General features: G+C 73.6%; 19 protein-coding genes and 1 pseudogene. 9 read left to right on the forward strand and 11 right to left on the reverse strand.

Annotated elements, in window-relative coordinates; genetic code table 11:
- Positions 1–2: 2 nt before the first annotated feature.
- From hisB to hisD, 3 genes are read right to left on the reverse strand one after another with little or no spacing between them, the layout of a single operon-like run.
- Positions 3–596: an imidazoleglycerol-phosphate dehydratase HisB gene (gene hisB / locus ACF08D_RS06555; RefSeq protein WP_392221441.1), complete on the reverse strand. Its 594-nt coding sequence runs from the start codon at positions 594–596 to the stop codon at positions 3–5.
- Entirely contained in the window at positions 593–1,702 is a 1,110-nt protein-coding gene (locus ACF08D_RS06560) for a histidinol-phosphate transaminase (protein ID WP_392221442.1), read from the reverse strand. The genes hisB and ACF08D_RS06560 overlap by 4 nt, the downstream gene beginning before the upstream one ends.
- Positions 1,699–3,021, reverse strand: a complete 1,323-nt coding sequence (gene hisD / locus ACF08D_RS06565) for a histidinol dehydrogenase (RefSeq protein WP_392221443.1) — start codon at positions 3,019–3,021, stop codon at positions 1,699–1,701. Before hisD ends, ACF08D_RS06560 begins: the two co-directional genes overlap by 4 nt.
- A 170-nt stretch (positions 3,022–3,191) precedes the next feature.
- Here hisD and ACF08D_RS06570 point away from each other — a divergent pair, with 170 nt between their 5' ends.
- The 4 genes from ACF08D_RS06570 (at position 3,192) to ybaK (ending at position 7,324) form a co-directional block, all read left to right on the forward strand.
- Positions 3,192–4,802, forward strand: coding sequence for an oxidoreductase (locus ACF08D_RS06570; RefSeq protein ID WP_392221444.1), 1,611 nt, complete (start codon positions 3,192–3,194; stop codon positions 4,800–4,802).
- A 114-nt stretch (positions 4,803–4,916) separates the two neighbouring features.
- Positions 4,917–6,056: a hypothetical protein gene (locus ACF08D_RS06575; RefSeq protein WP_392221445.1), complete on the forward strand. Its 1,140-nt coding sequence runs from the start codon at positions 4,917–4,919 to the stop codon at positions 6,054–6,056.
- Positions 6,057–6,061: 5 nt separating this feature from the next.
- Positions 6,062–6,802 carry an LON peptidase substrate-binding domain-containing protein gene (locus ACF08D_RS06580; protein WP_392221446.1) on the forward strand — a complete coding sequence of 247 codons (741 nt, stop codon included), beginning with the start codon at positions 6,062–6,064 and terminating at the stop codon, positions 6,800–6,802.
- Between the two features lie 24 nt (positions 6,803–6,826).
- The gene (ybaK, locus tag ACF08D_RS06585; RefSeq protein ID WP_392221447.1) at positions 6,827–7,324 is read left to right on the forward strand and encodes a Cys-tRNA(Pro) deacylase; all 498 of its coding nucleotides are present in this window, start codon (positions 6,827–6,829) and stop codon (positions 7,322–7,324) included.
- 68 nt (positions 7,325–7,392) lie between these two features.
- On the opposite strand, the gene ACF08D_RS06590 is transcribed toward ybaK, so the two are convergent.
- Genes ACF08D_RS06590 through ACF08D_RS06605 form a run of 4 tightly spaced genes read right to left on the reverse strand, consistent with a single transcriptional unit; the run spans position 7,393 to position 11,374 of the window.
- Positions 7,393–8,100, reverse strand: a complete 708-nt coding sequence (locus ACF08D_RS06590) for a hypothetical protein (RefSeq protein WP_392221448.1) — start codon at positions 8,098–8,100, stop codon at positions 7,393–7,395.
- A gap of 34 nt (positions 8,101–8,134) precedes the next feature.
- Positions 8,135–8,968 (reverse strand): ABC transporter permease, encoded by an 834-nt coding sequence (locus ACF08D_RS06595; protein WP_392221449.1) that lies wholly within the window; start codon positions 8,966–8,968, stop codon positions 8,135–8,137.
- Between the two features lie 13 nt (positions 8,969–8,981).
- Positions 8,982–9,953: an ABC transporter ATP-binding protein gene (locus tag ACF08D_RS06600; protein WP_392222321.1), complete on the reverse strand. Its 972-nt coding sequence runs from the start codon at positions 9,951–9,953 to the stop codon at positions 8,982–8,984.
- 20 nt (positions 9,954–9,973) lie between these two features.
- Positions 9,974–11,374 carry an NYN domain-containing protein gene (locus ACF08D_RS06605; RefSeq protein WP_392222322.1) on the reverse strand — a complete coding sequence of 467 codons (1,401 nt, stop codon included), beginning with the start codon at positions 11,372–11,374 and terminating at the stop codon, positions 9,974–9,976.
- 244 nt (positions 11,375–11,618) lie between these two features.
- Between ACF08D_RS06605 and ACF08D_RS06610 the strand changes: the two genes are divergently transcribed.
- Positions 11,619–11,789 carry a hypothetical protein gene (locus ACF08D_RS06610; RefSeq protein ID WP_392221450.1) on the forward strand — a complete coding sequence of 57 codons (171 nt, stop codon included), beginning with the start codon at positions 11,619–11,621 and terminating at the stop codon, positions 11,787–11,789.
- A 125-nt stretch (positions 11,790–11,914) separates the two neighbouring features.
- On the opposite strand, the gene dnaE is transcribed toward ACF08D_RS06610, so the two are convergent.
- Positions 11,915–15,454, reverse strand: coding sequence for a DNA polymerase III subunit alpha (gene dnaE / locus ACF08D_RS06615; protein WP_392221451.1), 3,540 nt, complete (start codon positions 15,452–15,454; stop codon positions 11,915–11,917).
- A gap of 180 nt (positions 15,455–15,634) precedes the next feature.
- Between dnaE and ACF08D_RS06620 the strand changes: the two genes are divergently transcribed.
- Genes ACF08D_RS06620 through ACF08D_RS06630 form a run of 3 tightly spaced genes read left to right on the forward strand, consistent with a single transcriptional unit; the run spans position 15,635 to position 18,589 of the window.
- Positions 15,635–16,990: a DUF2252 domain-containing protein gene (locus tag ACF08D_RS06620; RefSeq protein WP_392221452.1), complete on the forward strand. Its 1,356-nt coding sequence runs from the start codon at positions 15,635–15,637 to the stop codon at positions 16,988–16,990.
- A gap of 49 nt (positions 16,991–17,039) precedes the next feature.
- Positions 17,040–17,729, forward strand: a complete 690-nt coding sequence (locus ACF08D_RS06625; RefSeq protein WP_392221453.1) for a hypothetical protein — start codon at positions 17,040–17,042, stop codon at positions 17,727–17,729.
- Positions 17,730–17,773: 44 nt separating this feature from the next.
- On the forward strand, positions 17,774–18,589 hold the full coding sequence (locus ACF08D_RS06630; RefSeq protein ID WP_392221454.1) for a DsbA family protein: 816 nt from the start codon (positions 17,774–17,776) through the stop codon (positions 18,587–18,589).
- A 60-nt stretch (positions 18,590–18,649) separates the two neighbouring features.
- Here ACF08D_RS06630 and ACF08D_RS06635 read toward each other — a convergent pair whose 3' ends face one another.
- Positions 18,650–20,869, reverse strand: coding sequence for a hypothetical protein (locus ACF08D_RS06635; RefSeq protein WP_392221455.1), 2,220 nt, complete (start codon positions 20,867–20,869; stop codon positions 18,650–18,652).
- Positions 20,870–20,872: 3 nt separating this feature from the next.
- Entirely contained in the window at positions 20,873–21,976 is a 1,104-nt protein-coding gene (locus ACF08D_RS06640) for a hypothetical protein (protein WP_392221456.1), read from the reverse strand.
- A gap of 308 nt (positions 21,977–22,284) precedes the next feature.
- On the opposite strand from ACF08D_RS06640, the gene ACF08D_RS06645 reads away from it, so the two are divergent.
- A complete protein-coding gene (locus ACF08D_RS06645) occupies positions 22,285–23,961 on the forward strand; it encodes an alkaline phosphatase D family protein (RefSeq protein WP_392221457.1) in 1,677 nt (558 codons plus the stop codon).
- 84 nt (positions 23,962–24,045) lie between these two features.
- On the opposite strand, the pseudogene ACF08D_RS06650 reads toward ACF08D_RS06645, so the two are convergent.
- Positions 24,046–24,632, reverse strand: a pseudogene (locus ACF08D_RS06650) (dienelactone hydrolase family protein).
- Positions 24,633–24,659: the final 27 nt, after the last annotated feature.

Consider the following 24,659-nt stretch of genomic DNA (forward strand, 5'->3'; position numbering starts at 1 on the left):
CGTCACAGCGCACCCTTCGTCGAGGGCAGGATCCCGGCCGCGCGCGGGTCGTGTTCCGAGGCGTACCGCAGGGCGCGGGCCAGGGCCTTGAACTGGCACTCCACGATGTGGTGGGCGTTGCGGCCGTACGGCACGTGGACGTGCAGGGCGATCTGGGCCTGGGCGACGAACGACTCCAGGATGTGGCGGGTCATCGTGGTGTCGTAGGCGCCGATCATCGGCGCCATGTTCTCGGGCTCGGTGTGCACCAGGTAGGGGCGGCCCGACAGGTCGACGGTGACCTGGGCGAGGGACTCGTCCAGGGGCACCGTGCAGTTGCCGAAGCGGTAGATGCCCACCTTGTCGCCGAGGGCCTGCTTGAAGGCGGCGCCGAGCGCGAGGGCGGTGTCCTCGATGGTGTGGTGCGAGTCGATGTGGAGGTCGCCGTCGGTCTTGACCGTGAGGTCGAACAGTCCGTGGCGGCCGAGCTGGTCGAGCATGTGGTCGTAGAAGCCGACGCCGGTCGACACGTCGACCTTCCCGGTGCCGTCGAGGTCTATCTCGACGACGACGGACGTCTCCTTGGTGGTGCGCTCGACCCGTCCTACGCGGCTCATGAGCTCTGCTCCTTCTTCAGTGCGCGAACCGCATCCAGGAACGCGTCGTTCTCTTCGGGTGTGCCGGCGGTGACCCGCAGCCGGCCCGGTACGCCGTTGTCCCGGACCAGGACGCCCCGGTCGAGGATGCCCCGCCAGGCGGCGTGCGCGTCCTCGAAGCGCCCGAACTGGACGAAGTTGGCGTCGGACTCGGTCACCTCGTAGCCGATGGCGCGCAGCTCGGCGACCAGTCTGTCCCGCTCGGTCTTGAGCTGTTCGACGTACCCCAGCAGCGTATCGGTGTGCTCCAGGGCCGCGAGCGCGGTGGCCTGGGTGACGGCCGACAGGTGGTACGGCAGGCGTACGAGCTGGACGGCGTCGACCACGGCCGGGTGCGCCGCCAGGTACCCCAGGCGCAGTCCGGCGGCGCCGAACGCCTTGGACATGGTCCGGGAGATCACCAGGTGGGGGCGGCCCTCGATCAGCGACAACAGTGACGGGCGGTGGCTGAATTCCACGTACGCCTCGTCGACGACGACCAGGGACGGTTTGGCGGCCTGGGCGGCCTCGTACAGGGCGAGGACGGTGTCCGCGTCGACGGCGGTGCCCGTGGGGTTGTTGGGCGAGGTGATGAAGACGACGTCGGGGCGGTGCTCGGCGATCGCGGCGGAGGCCGCGGCGACGTCGAGGCCGAAGTCGTCCCGGCGCGGGCCGGAGATCCAGCCGGTGCCGGTGCCGCGCGAGATCAGGCCGTGCATCGAGTACGAGGGCTCGAAGCCGATCGCGAGGCGGCCGGGGCCCGCGAAGGTCTGCAGCAGCTGCTGGATGACCTCGTTGGAGCCGTTGGCGGCCCAGACGCCCTCGGGGCCGATCTCGTGCCCGGTGGTGCGGGTGAGGTACGCGGCGAGGGCGGTGCGCAGCTCGACGGCGTCCCGGTCGGGGTAGCGGTTGAGCGACCGGGCGGCCTCGCGGACCCGCTCGGCGATCCGCTCCACCAGCGGTTCGGGCAGGGGGTACGGGTTCTCGTTGGTGTTCAGCCGTACGGGGACGTCGAGCTGCGGCGCGCCGTAGGGCGACTTGCCGCGCAGCTCGTCGCGGATGGGCAGGTCGTCGATGTTCACGTTCACTGACCGGGCACCTTCCAGCCGAACCTGGCCTTGATCGCGGCGCCGTGGGCCGGGAGGTCCTCCGCCTCGGCGAGGGTCACCACGTGGTGGGCCACCTCGGCGAGCGCGTCGCGCGTGTAGTCCACGATGTGGATGCCGCGCAGGAAGGACTGGACGGACAGCCCCGAGGAGTGGCAGGCGCAGCCGCCGGTGGGCAGGACGTGGTTGGAGCCGGCGCAGTAGTCGCCGAGCGAGACGGGGGCCCAGGGGCCGACGAAGATCGCGCCGGCGTTGCGGACCCGCTGCGCCACGGCGGCGGCGTCGGCGGTCTGGATCTCCAGGTGCTCGGCGCCGTACGCGTCGACCACGCGCAGGCCCTCCTCCAGGCCGTCGACCAGCACGATGGCGGACTGCCTGCCGCGCAGGGCGGGGACGATCCGGTCCTCGACGTGCCGGGTGGCGGCGACCTGGGGCTCCAGCTCCTTCTCGACGGCGTCGGCGAGGTCGGTGGAGTCGGTGACCAGCACGGCGGCGGCGAGCGGGTCGTGCTCGGCCTGGCTGATCAGGTCGGCGGCGATGTGCGCCGGGTCGGCGGTGTCGTCGGCGAGGACGGCGATCTCGGTCGGGCCGGCCTCGGTGTCGATGCCGATGCGGCCGGTGAAGTACCGCTTGGCGGCGGCGACCCAGATGTTGCCGGGGCCGGTGACCATGTCGGCGGGGGCGCAGGACTCGGTGCCGTACGCGAACATGGCGACGGCCTGGGCGCCGCCCGCCGCGTACACCTCGTCGACGCCGAGGAGGGCGCAGGCGGCGAGGATGGTGGGGTGCGGGAGGCCGCCGTGCTCCTTCTGCGGCGGGGACGCCAGCGCGATGGACCCGACGCCCGCCTCCTGGGCCGGGACGGCGTTCATGACCACGGACGAGGGGTAGACCGAGCGCCCGCCGGGCGCGTACAGGCCGACGCGGCCGACCGGGACCCACTTCTCGGTGACCGTGCCGCCGGGGACCACCTGGGTGGTGTGCTGCGCCCGGCGCTGCTCGCGGTGGACGATCCTGGCCCGCCGGACGGACTCCTCCAGGGCGGCGCGGACGGCCGGGTCGAGCTCCTCCAGCGCGCGCGTGAGCGCGGCGGCCGGAACGCGCACCTGGTCCAGGGCCACCCCGTCGAACTTCTCCGCGTAGTCGATCAGCGCCGCGTCGCCCCGATGGTGCACGGCCTCGCAGATGGGCCGCACCTTCTCCAGGGCGGCTTCCACGTCGAACTCGGCACGGGGCAGCAGGTCGCGCAGCGCGCCACCCTTCGGGAGGGCGTCGCCGCGCAGATCGATTCGTGAGATCACAGGTCAATTCTCGCAGACCCCGCCGCACGGCCGAGCGCCCGTATCACTGGCTGATACACGCCGCAGTGGCGTCTTGTCGTCACAGCTGACCGTTAGCGTTCGGTCCGTCACACAGCGGGAAGAACAACCGTACGAAAACCGGGAGCGACCGGGGAGCGGAGGGGGCGGCAGTGACCGAGCCGCACGACGACGACGTGCCCGACGACCTCACCCCCTCCGAGGTGGGGATGTGGCAGGCGTTCCGGATCGGCGCGACGTACGACCTGAGCACGGGGAACGGGATGCTGGACGATCCGTTCGCGCCGCGCGTCTGGCCGCCCGAGCGGAGCGTCCGGGCGGACAAGGTGGCGCTGCTGCTGCTGGACGGGCCGCCGGCGCTGGCCGGGCGGGTCTCGGCGCTGAAGCTGCGCGGGGTGCACATCAGCGGGACGCTGGACCTCGCGGGCGGCACGGTGGGGCCGTACGTGGAGCTGCACGGCTGCCGCTTCGAGAACGAGGTGCTGCTGCCCGAGTCGCGGTTCACCACGCTGCGCATGGTCAAGTGCGCGATACCGCGGCTGGAGGCGGCGCGGCTGCACACCGAGGGCGATCTGCACCTGCCACGCTGCCGGGTGGACCGGGGGGTGCGGCTGACCGACGCGCAGATCGGCACGGACCTGCTGATCAGCCAGATCCATGTGGGCTCCGACCGGCGGGGCCGGGCGATCGTCGCGGACGGCATGTCGGTGGCGCAGGACCTCCAGGCGGAGCTGATCGAGACGCACGGGGAGCTGTCGCTGCGCGGGGCGAAGGTGGGCGTCTCGCTGAGCCTGCGCGGCAGCCGGCTGCGCGGCGCGGAGGGCCGCCGCGCGCTGAACGCGCCGCAGCTCACCGTGGAGCGGACGCTCTACATGACGTACGCCTGGGTCAGCGACACCACGGGGAACGCGGCGGGCGCGACCCCGCCCGGCGGACTGGCGAACTTCAACACCCCGATGCGGGGCACGCGCGTGCAGCCGTTCGAGTGCCGGGGCGGGGTGCGGCTGGACGACGGCCGGTTCGGGGACGCGGTGGACTTCCACCACGCGCGCTTCCTGCTGTCGGCGGAGCGGCGCGAGGAGCTGTCGCTGCGCCGGATCGTCACCCCGGAGCTGCGGTTCAACGGGGAGCGCCCGGAGGGCGGCCGGGTCGTGCTGAACGGGGCGAAGGTGGTGACGCTGATCGACCTGTCGACCAGCTGGCCGGGGCCCGGCGGGCTGGCGATGGGCGGGTTCGTCTACGAGAACCTGGTGCCGTACGGGCACTTCCCGCTCGCCCGCCGCCTGGAGTGGGTGGCGGCGGCGACGCCCGAGTTCGCGCCGGAGCCGTACGAGCGGCTGGCGACGGTCCTGCGCAACTGCGGCGAGGACGCGGACGCCCGCGAGGTGCTGCTGGCCAAGCAGCGCAGGCGGCGCGAGACGCTGCCGCTGGCGGCGAAGACCTGGGGCTACCTCCAGGACTGGACGGTGGCGTACGGGTACCGGCCGGGGCGTGCCGCGCTGTGGATGGCGGTGCTGTGGGCGGCGGGCACGCTGGCCTTCTCCCGGGCCGACCCGCCGGCGATCAAACCGGGTGAGCACCCGGACTGGAACGCGGCGCTGTACGCGCTGGACCTGCTGCTGCCGGTGATCAATCTCGGCCAGGACGGCTACTGGCGGCTCCAGGGGCTGTGGCAGTGGGCGTCCACCGTCCTGATCCTGCTCGGCTGGATCCTCGCCACCACGGTCGCGGCGGGTGCCTCACGCCTCCTGCGGCGCAGCTGACACACCGCCAGAACGCTTTCTTTACGCTCTCTTGGCATTCGTCCGTGCAACCATTCCGCCGCCACCAAAGCTTCACAGCGGGGTCTCTGGCGCGGCCCCCACCTGCGGCTTTCAATGGTCCGCACCATGACTTCACTCCGTGCCCTGCTCAGCACCGCCCGTGGCACCGCCCGTGGCACCGCCCGTGGGGACCGGCACGCTCCGCCCATCGGCGGGCTGCCGGCGGACGGGCTGCCGCCGGACCGCGCGGTGCTGCTCGACGCGCCCGACGACCGGCTCGCGCCCGCCCTGGTCGCCGCCGCGCTCGGGGATCACGAACCGGCCGCCGGGCTGCTGGCGGCCACCCGCGGGGCCGCCGAGTGGGAGAGCCGCGACCGGTACGTGACCCGGCTGGCGGCCTTCGCCCGGGGCCGCGACGAGTGGCTGACCCGCTGGCTCCTGGCCGCGCCCCGCGACCCGGACGCCCTGCTGGTCAAGGCGGAGCTGGCGGTCCGCCGGGCCTGGGAGTGCCCGGCGCGGGCCGAGCGGCTGCGGGAGGTCGGCCCGCTGATCGACGCGGCCGCCGCGGCCTCGCCCCGCGACCCGGTGCCCTGGCGCCTGGCCCTGCACCACGCGCGCGGCACGGGGGCCTCGCACGCCGCCTTCGAGACGCTGTGGGAGCAGGCGGTGCGCCGCGCCGCGCACCACTACGGCTGCCATGTCGCCGCACTGAAGTACCTGGCCGCCCAGCGGCGCGGCGCACGTCCGGGCGCGGGCCGCCCGGGGGCGGCGCACGGCGCACCGGCCGCGCACGGCCCGTACGGCCCGTCGGGCTCGTACGGGGAGTGCTTCGCCTTCGCCGAGGAGGCCGCCGCCGACGCGCTGCCGGGCTCGCTGATCCGCGCGCTGCCCGTGCGGGCGGCCTTCGACCGGATGCGGGCGGGCGACGCCGGCTCCGTACCGGTGAGCCGGATCGACGCGGCGGCGGACCTGGCCGCCGAGCTGTCCGCGCGGTACGCGGTGGGCGACCCGTGGCCGGCCGAGGTGCGCAACGTCCTGGCGTTCGTGCTGATCGGGCGGGAGCGCTGGGGCGCGGCGCTGGACCAGTTCCGGCTGATCGGCCCGTACGCGACGTCCTTCCCGTGGTCGTCGGTGAGCGACGATCCGCTGGGCCGGTTCCTCGACGCGCGCGCCGGCGTGCGCCTCGCGGCGGCCTCCTCCGTCCCGCCGGGCGGACGGGCCGGGCGCGGCCGTTCGGGCGGCCATTACGCTTGACCGCTGTGACCACCGCTCGCCTGCCACTCTTCCCGCTGAACGCGGTGCTGTTCCCGGGGCTCGTGCTGCCCCTGAACGTCTTCGAGGAGCGTTATCGCGCCATGATGCGCGAGTTGTCGAAGACCGACGAGGAGGAACCGCGCCGCTTCGCCGTCGTGGCGATCCGCGACGGGCGCGAGGTCGCGCCCACCGCGCCGGGGATGCCCGACCAGACGGCACTGCCGGAGAAGGGGCCCGCCGCGGGCTTCGGCCCCGACCCCATCCAGGCGTTCCACCGCGTCGGCTGCATCGCCGACGCGGCGACGATCCGGGAGCGCGAGGACGGCGGCTTCGAGGTGCTCGCGACCGGTACGACGCGGGTGAAGCTGCTGTCGGTCGACGCGAGCGGCCCGTACCTCACGGCCGAGCTGGAGGAGCTGGAGGAGGAGCAGGGCGAGGGCGCGGGCGCGCTCGCCGAGGGCGTCCTGCGGGCCTTCCGCGCCTACCAGAAGCGGCTGGCGGGCGCCCGCGAGCGGACCGTGACGGCCAGTCAGGAGCTGCCGGACGAGCCGTCGGTCGTCTCGTACCTGGTGGCCGCCGCCGCGGTGCTCGACACGCCGGCCAAGCAGCGGCTCCTCCAGGCGCCCGACACGGCGACCCGGCTGCGGGAGGAACTGCACCTGCTGCGCGCCGAGACGGCCGTGCTGCGCCACCTGCCGTCGCTGCCGGCGGTGGACCTGACCCGCGCGCCCACCAGCCCCAACTGACCCGACCCGAGGACGGCGAACGACGTGGCGAAGAAGCCGAAGAAGCAGGCGGGCGGCACGCCCGCGACGGTGGCGCTCACCGCGGCGGGCACCCCCTTCACCGTGCACGCCTACGAGCACGACCCGGCCTCCCCCTCGTACGGGGAGGAGGCCGCCGAGGCTCTCGGCGTCTCCCCCGGCCGGGTGTTCAAGACCCTGGTGGCCGAGATCGACGGGGCGCTGACGGTGGCGGTCGTGCCGGTCGCCGGCCAGCTCGACCTGAAGGCCCTCGCGGCGGCGGTGGGCGGCAAGCGCGCCACCATGGCCGACCCGGCGCTGGCGGAGCGCACCACCGGGTACGTCCGGGGCGGCATCTCCCCGCTGGGGCAGCGCAAGCGGCTGCCCACGGTGCTGGACTCCTCGGCCTCGGAGCACCCCACGATCTGCGTCTCGGCCGGCCGGCGGGGCCTGGAGGTCGAGCTGGCCCCGGCGGACCTGGCGGCCCTCACCGGCGCGGTACTGGCACCGATCGGGCGCGGCTGACGCTGCGGCTGTACGAAGGACCGCCGCCGGGCGCGTACGGCGGGGGCTGTACGAAGGACCGCCGCCGCTCAGGTGCGGCGGCCGTCGTCCTCCCGGGTGCCGGGCTCGCCGGGCGCCGGGGCACCGGGCGAGGCGGGCGGCGCGGACGCCACCGGGGGCAGCCCCGGGAGCGGGGCGTCCCAGTCGGGTTCGGGGTCGCGGGGGCCGAAAAGGGCCGTGAGCGCCAGGTGGACGAGCATCGCGGCCACCGGCCACGCCAGCACCGCGCCGTGCGCCTTCAGCTCCAGCGGCGCGTCGAACGTGACGCCCGCGCCGACCTCCCGGGCGTGCGCCGCCACGTCGTGCGCCGGGCCCAGCAGCGTACCCACGCCCCAACCGAGGAGCGAGGCGAGCAGCCCGCCCAGGGCGAGGCCCACCACGATCGCGATGCCGCCGAGCCGGTGGAACCAGAAGACCACCGCGGCGCTCAGCGCCCCGAGGCCCAGCGCCAGCAGCGCGAACGTCCCGTCGGCGCCGACCGCGCCCTCGCCCTCGGTGTCCTTGAGGAACACCGCCTTGCCGTCCGAGATCAGCGGGATCCGGGGCGCCAGCCACAGCCACAGCAGGCCCAGCACGATCCCGGCGAGCGTCACTCCGAGGACCACCACCAGCCCCTGGCGCACCTCCGTCGCCGTGTCCGGCGCGTCGGCCGGGCCCTCCGGGACGGCGGGGTACGGCGGCGGCCAGGCCGAGTCGTGCGGGGACGGCCGGTGGGGCGGAGTCAGCGGTGCGGTCACCCTGCCATCGTGCCAGGCGGGCCTGTGCGCCGCCTCACCGGACCGCCGCACGCCGGTACGCCCACGTCGCGGCGGCCAGCGAGACCACGCCGACCGCCGCGCACACCGCGAGGTCCAGCCCGACGGCCGCCCAGTTGGGCCGGGCGTCGAAGGTCCGGGCGAGCGCCTCGACCCCGTACGTCGAGGGCAGCAGGTCCCGCGCCCAGCCCACCGGCCCGGGCAGCCGCTCGGCGGGCAGCACCCCGAGCAGCAGCGCGGCCGACATGCCGAGCTGGCCCAGCAGGGTCGCCAGCTCCTGGCGCGGGGCGAGCAGCCCGAGCGCCGCGCCGAGCCCGGCGAGGGCGGCCCCGGCGAGCGGGACGACCGCGGCGAGGATCCACAGATGGGTCATCGGCAGCTGGAAGAGCACCGAGCCGGTGACCGCCGTGACGACCGTGCCCGGCACGGTGAAGGAGGCATACGCGCCGGCCGCCCCCAGCACCACGGCGGCGGGCGGCACCGGCAGCGTGGCGTAGTGGTCGAGGCCGCCGCTCGCCCGCAGCTGCCCGAAGTACTGGGCGAGCAGGTTCAGCGCGACGAAGGCCACCACGAGGACCGACGAGCCGGCGACGACGGCCCGCGCCTCGGTGCCGCCGTCCACCACCCCGCGCATCAGGACCATGATCCCGACGGACTGGAAGGTGGCCACGAACAGCAGCGGGATGCGGGCCACCCGCGCCCGGGACAGCTGCGCCCCGTACACGGCGGCGAGCGCCGGCAGCAGCCGCGCCCGGGGCGCCAGCGGCGCGGCGCCCTCCGCGGCGGAGTCACCGGCCCGTGCGCCGGCGGCCCTCCCGGAGGACACGGCCTGTGCGGGCAGGATGCTCAACGGACACTCCTGTTCATGCCTTGACCAGGCCCTTCGTCTCGCCGCCCAGCGCGAGGTACACGTCCTCCAGGCTCGGCGTGGCCAGGGTGAAGTCGTCGAGCGCCGCGAAGGCCGCGCCGCCGGTGACCGCGGCGACCGCCGCCCGGGCCTCCTCCGGAGCGAGCCGCAGCACCCAGGTGCGCCCCGACTCCTGGGCCGAGGGCCGCAGCGCCGCCACCTCGGGCACGTCCAGCGGGGCCCGCTCGCGCCACACCAGCTCCACCCGCACCTCGCCGGCCACGCGCTCCTTCAGCCCCGCCGGGGTGTCGCAGGCGATGACCCGCCCGCGTTCCAGCACGGCGACCCGGTCCAGTACGGTCTCGGCCTCGATGACGTTGTGGGTGACCAGCAGCACGGTCGTGCCGTGCCGGTCGCGCCGCCGGTCGACCGCGGCCCACACGGCCCGCCGGGCGACGGGGTCCATGCCGGTGGTCGGCTCGTCGAGGATCAGCACGGGCCGCTCCCCCACCAGGGCGGTCGCGAAGCAGGCGAGGCGCCGCTGCCCGCCGGACAGCTTCTTCAGGGGCCGCCCGGCGAGGTCCGTGAGGCCCAGCTCCTCCAGGACGGCGTCGCGCTCGGCGCGGGCGTCCCGGGCGGTGAGGCCGCGCAGCCGTCCGGTGGTCTCGGCGGCGAGCGCCACGGTCAGCTCGTCCAGCGCGGTGGACTCCTGCCCGAGGTAGCCGATGAGGCGCGCGGCGCGCTCGGGGTGGCGCACGAGGTCGTGGCCGAGCATCTCGACGGTGCCGGAGTCGGGGCGCATGAGGCCGGTGAGCTGGCGGACGAGCGTGGACTTGCCGGCGCCGTTGGGGCCGAGCAGGCCGAAGATCTCACCGCCGCGCACGTCCAGGGACACGCCGTCGGTGGCCCGCACCTCGGGCGTGGCGGGCCGTCCCCGCCCGCCGCGCGTGGCGGGGTACGTCTTGACCAGCTCCCGCACCACGCACACCGTACTCACGAGGGATGAGCCTAAGGGGTCGCCCGGCCCGCCTCGCCCACGGGGGCGTGCTCGGCCGCCGCGCGGACGTCGATCTCGCGCCAGAATCCGGCCCGGATCGCGTACCGGTCGTGCTCGTCGATCTGGTCGTCCTTGTGCGCCAGCAGGCCGAAGCGTGCCGCGTAGCGGAGCAGTTCGCCGTCGATGCGGTGCGGGATGCGCGGGTACATGGTGGAGAGCTTCTGCACGTGCGCCGGATCGGGCAGGCGCTCCATCCAGCGGCGGGCGAAGACCTGGCCGACCTCGAAGGGGTCGCCGCCGACGGTGGTGATGTCCTCCTCGCGGTCGGCCCAGCGCTGCTCGGCGCTGGTGAGCTGGGCGAGGGTGGGCAGCGAGGCGGTCTCGGCCGGTTCGCCGAGCGGGCCGCCGGGGCGGTCGACCCAGCCCCGGTCGGAGGACCAGCGCAGGGTGGCGCTCGCGGGCTGGGCGGGGGCGGGGCCCTGCTGGCCGGTGGTGTGCAGGGCGGCGAGGTCCTTGGGGGTGGGGACGCCGCCCTTGGCGCCGCCCGTGGGGGTGGGCCCGCCGGTGGTGTCGGAGCCGGGCGCCGGGCCGTCCTGCCGGGGCGCGCCGTGCCCGGCCGGGGCGTGCGCGGCGGGGGTGCCGTTGACGGGGGTGCCGTTGACGCCGGGCGGGCGGCCCGTGGGCGGCGCGGTGCCGTTGGCGCCGGGTGCGGGGCCGTCCGCGCCGGTGGCGGGCCCGCGCCCGGTCGCGGCTCCGGCTCCGCGCTCGGCGGAGGCGGCGAGCGCCGACTCGGGCAGCGGGGCGGAGAGGATGGCGGCGATCTCGGGGCGCGGGGCGGGCGGGGGCGCGCAGGGGCCGGTCAGCTCCCGGGGGCGTACGGCGCGGGTGATCCACACGCGGTCGAGGACGCGCCGCTCGTCGGCCTCGGCCACCAGGTCCTCGGACTGGTTGTAGTCGCCGTCGGCGGCCTGGACGGCCCACAGGTGGACGGCGACGCCGTGCTCCTTGGCGGACATCAGTCCGGGCAGCAGGTCGCCGTCGCCGGTCACCAGCACGATGTCGGAGCAGGCGCGGTTGCGGGCCAGTTCGGTGAGTTCGGCGTGCATCGCGGCGTCGACGCCCTTCTGGGCCCAGCGTCCGTCGCTGCGGGTGAGGGCGCCCAGGCGGACGGTGACCCGGGGCATCACCCGGAGTCTGCGGTGTTCCGGCTGGGGTACGCGGTCGGGGGCGCCGTCGAACCAGTAGATCCGGAGCAGGGGCTGCTGGGTGTCGGCCTCGGCGCGTTCGCGGAGGCCCTGGATGAGGGCGGCGTGGTCGACGGTGATCCGGGAGCGGGCCGGTTCCCCGGCGAGGAGGCTGGCGGCGGCTCCCAGCAGGTAGCCGGCGTCCACCAGAACGACGCAGCGGTCCACGTGTTCCACCCTCTTTCGGGAACCTCGGGAGCGGGAGTTGCTTCGGGTTTCCTTCGAGTCTGCCCGACCGCCGGGGGGTTAACGGCCGGAACTGGATCATCGGCGTGGCGGATCGGCCCGGGCTCCGGCGCCGGGCCCCGGCTACCGTCCGCAATGATCCAAAATGCGCGGGATATTGAGGTATGTGAGGCTGGCAGCGGCCCAACGGCAGGCCCTGGCCCCTACACCTCATGGAGGCAGCACCATGGCCAAGAACAAGAAGTCGGACCGGAGTCAGAAGGCGTCGCCCGCCGAGCGGGGCGCCCAGCAGGCGAAGACCTCGTCGATGGAGGCCCAGGCCGAGCAGCGCCTCTCCCAGGTCACGCCGGCCGATGTCGCCGGCAAGGGCAGGCAGAAGCGTTTCGGCCACAACTGAGGCCGGACGAGGCAGGGGCCGGGGCCGCACGGCGGCCCGGGCGCATGCCGGAAGGGGCGCACCCGTGACGACGGGCGCGCCCCTTCCGCGCGTACACGGCCTGGCCGGCGGTCCGGCCGGTGCGCTCAGCCGGCCAGGCAGGACGGGCCGAGCAGCACCTTGAGGTCGCCGAACAGGGCGGGATCGGGCTGGACTCGGTGGCGGTCGAGCCGGAGCACGGTGGTGGACCGGGGCCCCTGGAGCTTGATCCGCACCTCGGTGTTGCCCCGGTGGTGGGTGAGGATCTCTCCGAGCCGGCTGACCATGGGCGGGGTGACCTTCACGGTGGGGATGGTGAGCACCACCGGCGCGTTGGTCCCGGCCGACGAGAGGTCGGGGACCATCAGCTCCATGGCGACGAGCCGGGGCACGTCCTCGCGCTTGTCGAGACGGCCCTTGACGAAGACCACGGTGTCCTCGACGAGCTGGGTCGACACCAGCTGGTAGGTCGCGGGGAAGAACATGCACTCGATGGAGCCCGCGAGGTCCTCCACGGTGGCGATCGCCCAGGCGTTGCCCTGCTTGGTCATCTTGCGCTGGAGGCCCGAGATGATGCCGCCGATGGTGACGACCGCGCCGTCGGAGTGCTCCCCGCCCGTCAGCTGGGAGATCGCCGCGTCGGTCTTGTCCGACAGGACGTGCTCGATGCCGAACAGCGGGTGGTCGGAGACGTAGAGGCCGAGCATCTCGCGCTCCTGCGCGAGGAGGTAGGACTTGTCCCACTCGATGTCGGAGAACTCGACGTCCAGCCCGAAGCCCGGTTCGTCGCCTGTCTCCTCGCCCATGCCGCCGAAGAGGTCGAACTGCCCCTCGGCCTCCTTGCGCTTGACCGCGACCACGTTGTCGATCATCGGTTCGTGGTGGGCGACCAGGCCCTTGCGGGTGTGCCCCATCTCGTCGAAGGCGCCGGCCTTGATCAGCGACTCGATGGTGCGCTTGTTGCAGACGACCGCCTCGACCTTGTCGAGGAAGTCGGGGAAGGTGGTGTACTTCCCCTTCGCCTTGCGGCACCGGATGATCGACTCCACCACGTTAATGCCGACGTTCCGCACGGCGGAGAGGCCGAAGAGGATGACGTCGTCGCCCTGGGCGGCGAAGTTCGACTCGGACTCGTTGACGTTGGGCGGGAGGACCTTGATGCCCATGCGCCGGCACTCGTTGAGGTAGACGGCCGACTTGTCCTTGTCGTCCTTGACCGAGGTGAGCAGCGCCGCCATGTACTCGGCGGGGTGGTTGGCCTTGAGGTACGCCGTCCAGTAGGAGACCAGGCCGTACGCGGCGGAGTGCGCCTTGTTGAAGGCGTAGCCGGCGAAGGGGACCAGCACGTCCCACAGGGCCTGGATCGCCTCGTCGCTGTAGCCGTTCTTCTTGGCACCGGCCTGGAAGATGGTGAAGTTCTTCGCCAGCTCCTCGGGCTTCTTCTTGCCCATCACGCGGCGGAGGATGTCGGCCTCGCCGAGGGAGTACCCGGCGATGATCTGGGCGGCCTTCTGCACCTGCTCCTGGTAGACGATCAGGCCGTAGGTGACGCCGAGGACCTCCTTGAGCGGCTCCTCCAGCTCCGGGTGGATCGGGGTGATCTCCTGCTGGCCGTTCTTGCGGAGCGCGTAGTTGGTGTGCGAGTTCATGCCCATCGGGCCCGGCCGGTAGAGGGCCGAGACGGCGGAGATGTCCTCGAAGTTGTCGGGCTTCATCAGGCGCAGCAGGGACCGCATGGGGCCGCCGTCGAACTGGAAGACGCCGAGGGTGTCGCCGCGCTGGAGCAGCTCGAAGGTGATCGGGTCGTCGAGCGGCAGGCCGAGGAGATCGATGTCGATCCCCTTGTTGGCCTTCACCATCTTGACGGCGTCGTCCATGATCGTGAGGTTGCGCAGGCCGAGGAAGTCCATCTTCAGCAGGCCGAGCGACTCACAGCTCGGGTAGTCCCACTGCGTGATGGTGACGCCGTCGGTGTGCCGCACCCAGACGGGGACGTGGTCCACGATCGGCTCGCTGGACATGATCACGCCGGCGGCGTGCACGCCCATCTGCCGGACCAGGCCCTCGACGCCCCGGGCGGTGTCGATGACCTTCTTCACGTCCGGCTCGTTCTCGTACATCGAGCGGACCTCGCCGGCCTCCGAGTACCGGGGGTGGGAGGTGTCGGTGATGCCGGAGAGCGGGATGCCCTTGCCGAGGACGTCGGCGGGCATGGCCTTGGTGATGCGGTCGCCCATCGCGTACGGGTAGCCCAGCACGCGCGCGGAGTCCTTGATCGCGTTCTTGGCCTTGATGGTGCCGTACGTGCCGATCATGGCGACCTTGTCCTCGCCGTACTTCTCGGTCACGTACCTGATCACCTCGACGCGCCTGCGCTCGTCGAAGTCGATGTCGACATCGGGCATGGAGACGCGCTCGGGGTTGAGGAAGCGCTCGAAGATCAGACCGTGCGGGATGGGGTCGAGGTCGGTGATGCCCAGTGCGTACGCCACGATCGAGCCGGCCGCCGAGCCGCGCCCGGGGCCCACCGCGATGCCCTGGTTCTTGGCCCACATGATGAAGTCGGCGACGACGAGGAAGTACCCCGGGAACCCCATCTGGATGATGACGTCCATCTCGTACTCGACCTGCTGCTGCCGGTCCTCGGGGATGCCCCCGGGGAAGCGGCGGTGCATGCCCCGCTGGACCTCCTCCTTGAACCAGCTGACCTCCGTGTGGCCCTCGGGGATGTCGAACCGGGGCATGAGGTCGCGCTTCTCGAACATGCCGGCGGTGTCGACCTGCTCGGCCACCAGCAGGGTGTTGGCGCACCCCTGCTGCCAGGCGTCCGAGGAGTCGATCGCGTACATCTCGTCGGTGGACTTGAGGTAGTAGCCGGTGCCGTCGAACTTGAAGCGGTCGGGGTCGGAGAGGTTCTTGCCGGTCTGGATGCACAGCAGCGCGTCGTGGGCGGTCGCCTCGTGCGCGTAGGTGTAGTGCGAGTCGTTGGTGACGAGCGGCGGGATGCCGAGCTTCTTGCCGATCTCCAGCAGCCCGTCGCGGACGCGGCGCTCGATCTCGATGCCGTGGTCCATCAGCTCCAGGAAGTACCGGTCCTTGCCGAAGATGTCCTGGTACTCGGAGGCCGACTTCAGGGCCTCGTCGAACTGGCCGAGGCGCAGCCGGGTCTGGAGCTCGCCGGAGGGGCAGCCGGTGGAGGCGATCAGCCCCTCGGACCACTGGGCGATGGTCTCCTTGTCCATACGCGGCCACTTCTGGAGCCAGCCCTCCTTGTACGCGTCGGAGGAGAGCCGGAACAGATTGTGCAGGCCCGTTGCGTTCGCCGCCCAGATCGTCTTGTGGGTGTAGCCGCCGGAACCGGAGACGTCGTCCCGCTTCTGGTGCGGCTGGCCCCACTGGACCTTGCGCTTGTTGCGGCGGGACTCGGGCGCGACGTACGCCTCGATGCCGATGATCGGCGTGACCCCCGCCTTCTGCGCCGAGTGGAAGAAGTCGTACGCCCCGTGGAGGTTGCCGTGGTCGGACATCGCGATGTGCGTCATGCCCATCTCGTTGCAGGCGTTGAACATGTCCTTGAGCCGCGCCGCACCGTCCAGGAGCGAGTACTGGGTGTGCACGTGAAGGTGCGTGAACGGCGGCTTCGTCACGGCTGCTGCCTCCGGTGGCCGGGGATGGGGGACAGCTCGGAAGTCTACGTCGCCCCACTGACAGCGGCCGGGCACTCGGGCGTACGGTCACGCGTTGGAGGGGGCGGAAGACCTGTCCCTTTTGTCATGCGCGCGGTCAGCCGCGCGCCCCCGCACGCCAGCACCAGGAGGCACCCCGCGATGTCGGTCCCGCAGCACACTGCCGAGGAGCGCGGCGAGCAGATCCTCTCCGTCTTCGGCACCGCCTTCGGCGAGCTCCTGGCCGCGGACCCGGCGGCCTTCCGGGTCAAGTTCCGCAAGATGGCTGGCTCCGCCTTCGCCTTCTACCGGGGCGCGGCCTGCCTCTTCTACGCCGACCTGGAGGCGGAGCGGCACGGCGGCCCGTACCTGGACGAGCGGACCGGCCGGGTGTGGATCCACGGCGACCTGCACGCCGAGAACTTCGGCACCTACATGGACGCCAACGGCCGGCTGGTCTTCAACGTCAACGACTTCGACGAGGCGTACGTCGGGCCCTTCACCTGGGACCTCAAGCGGCTGTCGGCGTCCCTCGCCCTGATCGGCTACGCCAAGGCCCTCAGCGACGGGCAGATCACCGAGCTGGTGCGGATCTGCGCCGCCGCCTACCGGGAGCGGATCCACGCGCTGGCCACCGGCGCCCGCGACGACGACGTCCCGCCCTTCACCCTGGACACGGCCGACGGCCCGCTGCTGGACGCCCTGCGGGTGGCCCGGTCGCTGACCCGGTTCGGGCTGCTGGACTCGATGACCGAGATCCGCGACTTCGAGCGCCGGTTCGCGGCCGGCGGCGGGGCCGTGGAGCTGGACGCCGCCACCCGGTACAAGGTGCTGGCGGCGTTCGACGGGTACCTGGAGACGCTCCCGGAGTCGAGCCTGGCCCGGCCCGACTCGTACCGCGTGAAGGACGTGGTGGGGCGGCGCGGCATCGGCATCGGGTCGGCCGGCCTGCCGTCGTACAACATCCTCCTGGAGGGCAACAGCGACGCCCTGGAGAACGACGTCGTGATCTACATGAAGCAGGCGCAGACGCCGGCCGTCTCGCGCCATGTGACCGACGCGGCGGTGCGCGGCTACTTCCAGCACGAGGGGCACCGCACGGTGATCTCGCAGCGGGCCCTCCAGGCGCACGCCGACCCGTGGCTGGGCTGGACGGAGCTGGACGGCGCCGGGCAGCTGGTGGCGGAGGTCTCGCCGTACGCGGTGGACCTGGACTGGTCGGACATCGACGACCCGGAGGAGATGGCGGCGACCGTCGCCGACCTGGGCCGGGCGACGGCCACCATGCACGCGGCGGCGGACGACGAGAGCGGCCACTCCCTGGTGCCGTTCTCCACCGAACGCGCCATCGACGCGGCGATCGCCGCCGACGAGGAGGGCTTCGGGGAGCTGCTGGTGGACTTCGCGCACACCTACGGCGCCCGCGCCCGGGCGGACCACCAGATCTTCGTCGACCTGTTCCGCAACGGCCGCATCCCGGGCCTCCAGGAGCTGCCCGGGGCGGGCCGGGGAGCTTGACGGGGCCTTTAAGGACCCCTTACGCGAGGGCGTGGCACACTCACGAGCGATGGACGACATATCCGGGACCCGGCTCAGGTGGCTGCGGGCGGCGTTCTTCACGGCCCTGGTCGTGACGCTGTCCGTGGCCTCCCATGTGCTGCTGTCCGGGGTGCCGCTGCCCCCGGCGACGGTCGCCGGGGTCGCCGCCGCCGTCTTCGGCGTCGCGTACGCCCTGGCGGGCGCCGAGCGCGGCTTCTGGGGCATCGCCGGGCTGCTCGTCCCGCTGGAACTGGCCGCCGACACCGTGTTCACCGCCGGGCAGCACGTCTGCTACGGCCCGGCGGGCGGCCCCGTGGCGGGGCCCCTGCGGTCGGTGGGCGTCGACGTGCTGTGCGGGGGCGCCGTGGGCACCCCGCTGCCCGGGGTCGTCGCCCCCGAGAGCGGGGCCGCCGCCCTGCTGCGCTCCCCCGACCCGGCGCTGCCCTGGCTGCTGCTGGCCGCGCACGTCGCGGTGGGGCTCCTCGCCTCGGCCTGGCTGCGGCGCGGCGAGAGCGCGCTGGCCGGGCTGGTGCGGTCGGTGGCCGCCCTGGCGTTCCGGCCGCTGCTGCTGGCGGTCGCCGCGGTGCGCGCGGCGGACGGCCGGGGCGCGCGGCGCCTGCCCCGCACGGCCGCCGCGCCGCGCCCGTCGCGTACGCGGCTGCTCGTCCACTCCGTGGGACGGCGCGGACCGCCGTGCCGGGCGGCCCTGGCCGCCTGAGCCCCGCAGTCCCCCGTCACGCCCTTTTCACGGAGAACACCACCATGAGTGCACGCAACAGCCAGGCCAACAAAGCTGCCGCCCGCGAGCGGATGCGCCAGGAGCGCGAGCGCCAGGCGAAGAAGGACAAGGTCCGCCGGCAGATCACGGTCGCCGTCTCGGTCGTCGCCGTCCTGGCGGCGGCCGGCGGCGTCGGCTACGCCGTGATGCAGATGAACAAGCCGTCCCACTGGGAGGCGGCCAAGGACGCCAAGAACGTCACCGCCCCCAGGAACACCTCGGGCGAGAACGGCACCACCCTGGTGGTCGGCAAGCCGGCGGCGAAGAAGACCCTGGAGATCTACGAGGACTCCCGCTGCCCGATCTGCGCCACGTTCGAGCAGGGCGTGGGCGAGCAGATCGACAAGGACGTCGCCGCCGGCAAGTACAAGCTCCGCTACGTGGGCGCCACCTTCATCGACAACAGCGACCAGGGCGAGGGCTCCAAGAACGCCCTGTCCGCGCTGGGCGCGGCCATGGACGTCGGCCCCGAGGCGTTCCTGGACTACAAGGCGGCGCTCTACTCGGCGAAGTTCCACCCGGCGGAGAACGAGGACAAGTTCGCCAAGGACTCCTACCTGCTGGAGATCGCCGACACGGTGCCCGCCCTCAAGAGCAACGCCCGGTTCAAGAAGAACGTCGAGGAGGGCACCTTCGACGCCTGGGCGATGAAGATGTCGAAGACCTTCGACGAGAGCGGTGTCACGGGCACGCCCACGCTGAAGATGGACGGCAAGCCGGTCACCGACGCGGGCGGCCGCAACGTCCCCATGACAGCCGCCGAGTTCACCACGGCGGTCGACAAGGCCCTCAAGGGCTGAGCCCTCTCCCGCCCGGCACGCGCGCGTGCCGGGCGGGTCGGGGCACGGCGGGGCGGCGGGTCAGGCGGACGGCCGGGTCCGCCGGCGCCGGCGGGCGCGGCGCCCGAGGAGGAAGCCGCCCAGGGCGAGCGCGATCACCAGCAGCACGGGGGTGTTGCCGCCCGTCATCCGGACCGCGTCGTCCTTGAGGCCGCCCCAGAAGCCCTTCTCCGCGAAGCCGGTCGTGCCCCCCAGCCAGACGGAACCGTCGCCCCCGGTCACCTGCCGGTCGACGGCCGCCCGTGCGGACTCGGCGGCCCCGGGGTGGCGCTCGCGCATCTCCTCCTCCCCGACCGGGGTGAGAGCGACCCGGGTGAAGTCCGCGCCGCCGTACACATAGCGGGTGACACGGGTGACACTGCCCTCGGTCGTCCGGCGGGTGAGGTCGAACTCCTTGTGCCGGTAGGAGTGGACGTAGTCGTCGAAGACCTCCTTCGGAGTCCGGCCGCCGCCGTCGGCGGACTCCCCCGGTGCCCCGCTGCCGATCAGGGCGTCGAAGGACGTCCGGTGGCCCCGCCGGTGGCGTTCCCGGACCCACTGGGCGACGATCCGGGCCCGGAACGCCCGGCGCAGGGGCGCGTACTCCGGTGCGGTGTTGACCGCCTTCGTGATCTCGGGCAGGACCAGGGTCCGTTCCAGGTTCTCGTTGTGGGCGTCGGCCGCGGGATCGGTGCGGCAGGACCGCGCGGAGGGGTCGTCCGCGGTCAGGGACTCCGTCTTCACGTCGAGCGCCGCCCGGAGGATGTGCAACGCGTCGCCGTCCTCGTGGACTTCGACCTTCCCCGGCACGATCCACATGCGGGAGGAGAGGCAGAGGGAACCGTCGGCCGCGGTCCGGATCTCCCGCCAGAAGCGTGTGCCGGTCGCGGTGTCGGGGTGCAGGACCTTCGCCTTCGTCCGTTTCATCCGGAGGTCGGCCTCCAGCAGGACCCGGCCGGCGTTGGTCCGTCCGAGGGCGGCGTCGACGATCCGGTCCGGTTCGGCGGGATTCAGGTTGACCCAGAACGTCTGCGGGTCCAGCGCCAGCCAGGTGCGCAGGTCCGCGCCGAAGTCCCGGACGACCCGCGCGCCGAGACCGGGATCCCGCTGGTACTCGTCGGGGAGCGCCGTAGCGGAGTAGGCGTACCGGAGGCCGCCGGGCCCGTCGGAGAGGTACCGCATCTCCAGGGTGGCGAAGTCCACGCCGCCGTAGGCACCGGCCCCGGCGGGGGCGTCCAGGACCTGCTCCAGGGACCCGGTGGTGACCCGGCTCCGGCCTCCGCCGCAGTCGCCCGCTGAGGCGGCGGGCAGGGTGACCGCCAGGACCGGCCCGGCCCCGCCGCCCGGCCCCGCCGAGACGCAGTCGGTGGCGGAGCCGTCGCCCACCGGCATGGCCCGTCGCGCCTCGGCTCTCCGTCGTTCCTTGTACGCCTTGACCATCCGCACACCGCTGGCGACGATCGCACCGATCCGGTTCGTCCGCTCCCGCTTCTCGGTGGGTTCGTACGAGACGATCGACGCGAAGTTGCGCGCGGGGATCCTGATCGTCAACGCGAGGCACGCGGGACAGCGCGCCCTGTCGGAGAACCCCCCGACGGCCTTGCCCAGGAGTGCGTCGACCTCTCCGGCGGACAGCCCGAGCCTGCTCAGGAACGGCCGGAGGATCTTCTCGTGGATCAGGGCCTCGGAGTGGACGCCGGCCGCGTCGTACGCGCCGTCCGCACGGCTCGCCGGCACGTTGACGGCGGTGAGTTCCAGGACGGTGCGGTCCTCCGACAGCCCCAGGCGCTCGAAGAGCGCTTCCTTGCCCGCGTGGCGCAGCACCCTTCCGCGCCCTTCGTAGCGGCGCCTGTCGGCCTTCCGATTGCTGCCGGGGAGCGGGATGCTGAAGTCGAGCGCGCCGAACTCCTTGGTGAGCCTGCGGTACACGGGGCGCGGGTAGTCGGTCACGTCGAACCAGATGATCGCGAGGTTGCGGCTCCCGTCCTCCATGTGGAGCGCCTCGTGGGCCTCCATGCCCGCCTGTCCGAGCGGGTCCGCCATGACCTCGCGGGCGGCCTCCGCGTGCTCCCGTCCCGGGTCGGCCGGCGACGCGGCGGCGGGCCGGCCCGCGGCGGGCGCCCCCGACGCCTGCGCGGAGGGCGCCGGCGGGGCGGCGGCCAGGGCGCCCGCGGTCAGCAGGGCGGCCCCGTACCGGAGGGCCGCCCGGGCGCCGGGGAACGGGCGGTGTACGCGCAGGGCGGGGGACCTTTCCGTACGCATCCCTCACCCCCGCTCGCCGCGCCGGGACACCGCCGCCGCCCACTCGGTACGGCGCGCCCGCCGCAGCGGCTGCGCCGCCCGGTCCCTGACCACGTACAGGTGCAGCGCGAGCGGGGCCAGGAGGAGGAGCAGCGCCGCCCACACCGGCCCCGGCAGACGCAACCGCCCCAGGGGCGTGAACACGGTGGCCCGGTGCCCGAGGGTCACGTACGCCTCGTCCCCGACGGCCCGGGTGTCCAGGAAGACCAGGTTCGGGTCGTCGGCGCCCCCGCGCTGGTAGAAGCCTCCGAGCCGGTAGTAGCGCCCGTAGCGGTCCCTGCCCTCCGGGCTGAAGCGGACGGTGACCGCCTGCCCTTCGGCGAAGGCGGGGGACGGCCCGTGCTGCGCCTCGCTCCAGGTGATCCCGCACGCCATCCCCTCGCCCATGACGCAGTGCGAGGGCAGCGGCATCCGCACCGGGTGCCCGTAGCGCACGGCGTAGCCGGCCGAGCCGTGCACGGAGTGCGCGACCACGCCGAAGGCGGCGACCAGTACGGCCACGGCGACCGGCACCACGGTGAGCGTCACCCGCGCCCGGACCAGGGCCAGGACGGCCGTGGTGGCCCCGCCGGCCGCGACAAGGGCGAGCAGGGCCCACCCCGTCGCGTAGGGCGGCGGTCCGGTGACGAAGGCGGCGGCGCCCAGGCACGCCGCCGCCAGCGTCAGGGCGCCCGACGCGTGGAGCGCCAGCGGCAGACCGCGAGCGCCCCTGCGGTAGCGCAGGAACGGGACCGCCGCCGCCATCAGCACCGGGAGGGTGGCGACCGTCCGCACCAGGGTGTCGTTCGGCCCCGGGTCGGCCACCGCCAGTTCCACCAGCACGACGGCCACCAGGACGATCAGGACGACGGCGCAGCCCGCGGTCGTCTCGCCGTTCCAGCCGTCGCGCGGCTTCGCCGTGCCCTTCTCCAGCGTGACGCCCCCGGCGCCCGGGGCCTTCCCGCCGGCCCCCGGCGGGCTCGCTTCCGGTGGCGGTTCCCCGGCCCCCCAGGCGGCGATCAGGCCCGCCAGGGGCACGCCCACCACGGCGGTGACGACCGCCGCGAAGATCCCCTGCCCCACCGTCATGTGCGCCCTCCGCAGGTCTCGGGGTGTCGGGTGGCTCAACGAGGACCACCGGCCGGCAGTCACTCGGTCAGCGGTGCCCGCCCGGCACGCACGCGTGCCGGGCGGGTCGTGGCGCGGCGGGGCGGCGGGTCAGGCGGACGGCCGGGCCCGCCGGCGCCGGCGGGCGGGGCGGCGGGTGTCCGGCCGGGCGCCCGGCGCGGGGGGCGGCGACCTTCCGGCCGACGGGGCGCGTCTTTCGGCCAACGGGCGGGAGAACTCTGCGGAGTTCGCCCGCTCCGCCGCTCTACCGATCAGTAATCTGATCGGCCGTGACCAGTCGTTCTCTTTCCCCGCTCGCGGCCACCGGCCCCGTGCCCAGCCGCCGTACGGTCGTCAAGGCCGCCGCCGCGACCGCTGTCGCCGCACCCGTCCTGGCCGCCGCCCCGTCCGCCCGTGCGGACGTCCTGGCGCCGGTCTTCCTCCATGGCGTCGCCTCCGGCGACCCGCTGCCCGACGGCGTCCTGCTGTGGACGCGCGTGACCCCCTCCCCCGACGCCCTCCCCGGATCCGGCAAGGGCCCGGACACCGAGGTGAGATGGGAGGTCGCCGAGGACCGGGCGTTCTCCCGGACCGTGGCGCGCGGCGCCGTCACGGCGACGGCCGCCTCCGACCACACGGTCAAGGTCGACGTAAGGGGCCTGCGCCAGGAGACCGCCTATTACTTCCGCTTCACGGCCGGTACGGACGCCTCGCCGGCCGTCTCCCCGGTGGGCCGCACCCGCACCACCCCGGCCGCCGGCTCCACCACCGCCCGGGTCCGCTTCGGGGTGGTGTCCTGCGCCAACTGGGAGGCCGGGCACTTCTCCGCGTACCGCCACCTCGCCGACCGGAGCGACCTGGACGCCGTCCTCCACCTCGGCGACTACATATACGAGTACGAGACCGGCGGTTACCCCGCCAGTGACAAGGTCGTCCGGCCGCACCAGCCCGGGCACGAGATCGTCACCCTCGCCGACTACCGCCTGCGGCACGGCACCTACAAGACGGACCCCGCCCTCCAGGCGCTGCACGCCGCGCACCCGGTGATCGCCATATGGGACGACCACGAGTTCGCCGACGACACCTGGTCCGGCGGCGCCGACAACCACACGCCCGGCGCCGAGGGCGACTGGGCCGCCCGCGCGGCGGCGGCGAAGCGGGCCTACTTCGAGTGGATGCCGGTCCGCACCTCCACCGAGGGCACGGTCTACCGCCGGCTCCGGTTCGGCAGGCTGGCCGACCTGCACCTGCTGGACCTGCGCTCCTTCCGCTCGCAGCAGGCCCGCACCGGCAGCGGCCAGGTCGACGACCCGGAGCGGACGCTCACCGGGCGCGCCCAGCTGGACTGGCTGAAGGCCGGGCTGGCGTCCTCCGACGCCACCTGGAAGCTGGTCGGCACCTCGGTGATGATCTCGCCGGTCGCCTTCGGCTCCCTGCCCTCGCATCTGCTGGGCCCGGTCGCGGAGTTGCTGGGCCTGCCCAAGGGCGGACTGGCGGTCAACGTCGACCAGTGGGACGGCTACACCGACGACCGGCGGGAGCTGCTCGCCCACCTCACCGAGCGGTCCATCACCAACACGGTGTTCCTGACCGGGGACATCCACATGGCGTGGGCCAACGACGTCCCGGTGACCGCGGCGACCTACCCCGTCTCGCGCTCGGCGGCCACCGAGTTCGTGGTCACCTCGGTGACCTCCGACAACCTCGACGACATCCTGCACGTCGCCCCGGGCACCGTCTCCCTGGTCGCGGCCGCCGCCCTGCGGGGCGCCAACCGCCATGTGAAGTGGGTGGACATGGACCACCACGGGTACGGCGTCCTGGATGTCACCGCCGAGCACACGCAGATGGACTACTACACGATCTCGGACAAGCGGCGGCCGGACGCCACCTCGGCGTGGAGCCGTTCCTACCGGACGCGCAGCGGGACGCAGAAGGTCGAGCGCGTCAACGCCCCCGTGCGCTGACCCGCCACCGCCCGCGCCTGCGGGCGAAAACCGGCCAATCCCCGCCGCCGGCGGCGGCGGGGAGGGCCACGGCCGGGGCCGGGGTCACCGCGCCCCGGCCTCCGGCAGGTCCTCCAGGAACGACAGCGCGATCGCCCAGGTCCGCTCGGCCGCGTCCTTGTCGTGGTCGGGCAGGTCGGGGTCGGTGTACAGTGCCCGGCGCCCGGGTGGCGGAAGACCTCGGGGTCCGCGCCCGCCCGCCGCATCCGCAGGTACCAGGCGGTCAGCCAGTCGTGCGTCTCGAAGGCGTCCGGGTCGGCGACGTGCAGCTGCACCGGCAGCCCGTCCACCGAGGCGCCGTCCGCGATGTCCGACGTGCCGTGGAGCAGCAGCAGCCCGCGCGCCTTCTCGTCACCGAGCGCCATGGTCTGCGCCACCGAGGCGCCCAGCGAGAACCCCGCGTACACGAGCCCTCGCTCCGAGTACGGGGCGGCGGCGGTGACGGCCCGCCTGAGCAGCTCTTCCGTGCCGATCCGGTCCTTGATCGCCATGCCCTCCTCCAGGACGCCGGTCGTTTGACCGTCGTACAGGTCGGGCACGTGCACGTGGTGCCCGGCGGCGCGCAGCCGGTCGGCTGCGGCGTGCACGGCCGGGCGCAGCCCGTAGGCCGAGTGGAAGAGCATGATGTCCATCCGGCCATCCTGCCAGCTGGAAACCGG

Origin of the sequence: Streptomyces sp. NPDC015131 (genome assembly GCF_043079975.1) — a bacterium.
GTDB lineage: Bacteria > Actinomycetota > Actinomycetes > Streptomycetales > Streptomycetaceae > Streptomyces.

Bases quoted from the DNA above. Each gene is read 5' to 3' on its own strand.
- ACF08D_RS06620 (WP_392221452.1), top strand. From the start codon at position 15,635: ATGTCGGTCCCGCAGCACACTGCCGAGGAGCGCGGCGAGCAGATCCTC.
- ACF08D_RS06625 (WP_392221453.1), top strand. From the start codon at position 17,040: ATGGACGACATATCCGGGACCCGGCTCAGGTGGCTGCGGGCGGCGTTC.
- ACF08D_RS06635 (WP_392221455.1), bottom strand. From the start codon at position 20,869: ATGCGTACGGAAAGGTCCCCCGCCCTGCGCGTACACCGCCCGTTCCCC.
- ACF08D_RS06575 (WP_392221445.1), top strand. From the start codon at position 4,917: ATGGTCCGCACCATGACTTCACTCCGTGCCCTGCTCAGCACCGCCCGT.
- ACF08D_RS06640 (WP_392221456.1), bottom strand. From the start codon at position 21,976: ATGACGGTGGGGCAGGGGATCTTCGCGGCGGTCGTCACCGCCGTGGTG.
- ACF08D_RS06630 (WP_392221454.1), top strand. From the start codon at position 17,774: ATGAGTGCACGCAACAGCCAGGCCAACAAAGCTGCCGCCCGCGAGCGG.
- hisB (WP_392221441.1), bottom strand. From the start codon at position 596: ATGAGCCGCGTAGGACGGGTCGAGCGCACCACCAAGGAGACGTCCGTC.
- ACF08D_RS06610 (WP_392221450.1), top strand. From the start codon at position 11,619: ATGGCCAAGAACAAGAAGTCGGACCGGAGTCAGAAGGCGTCGCCCGCC.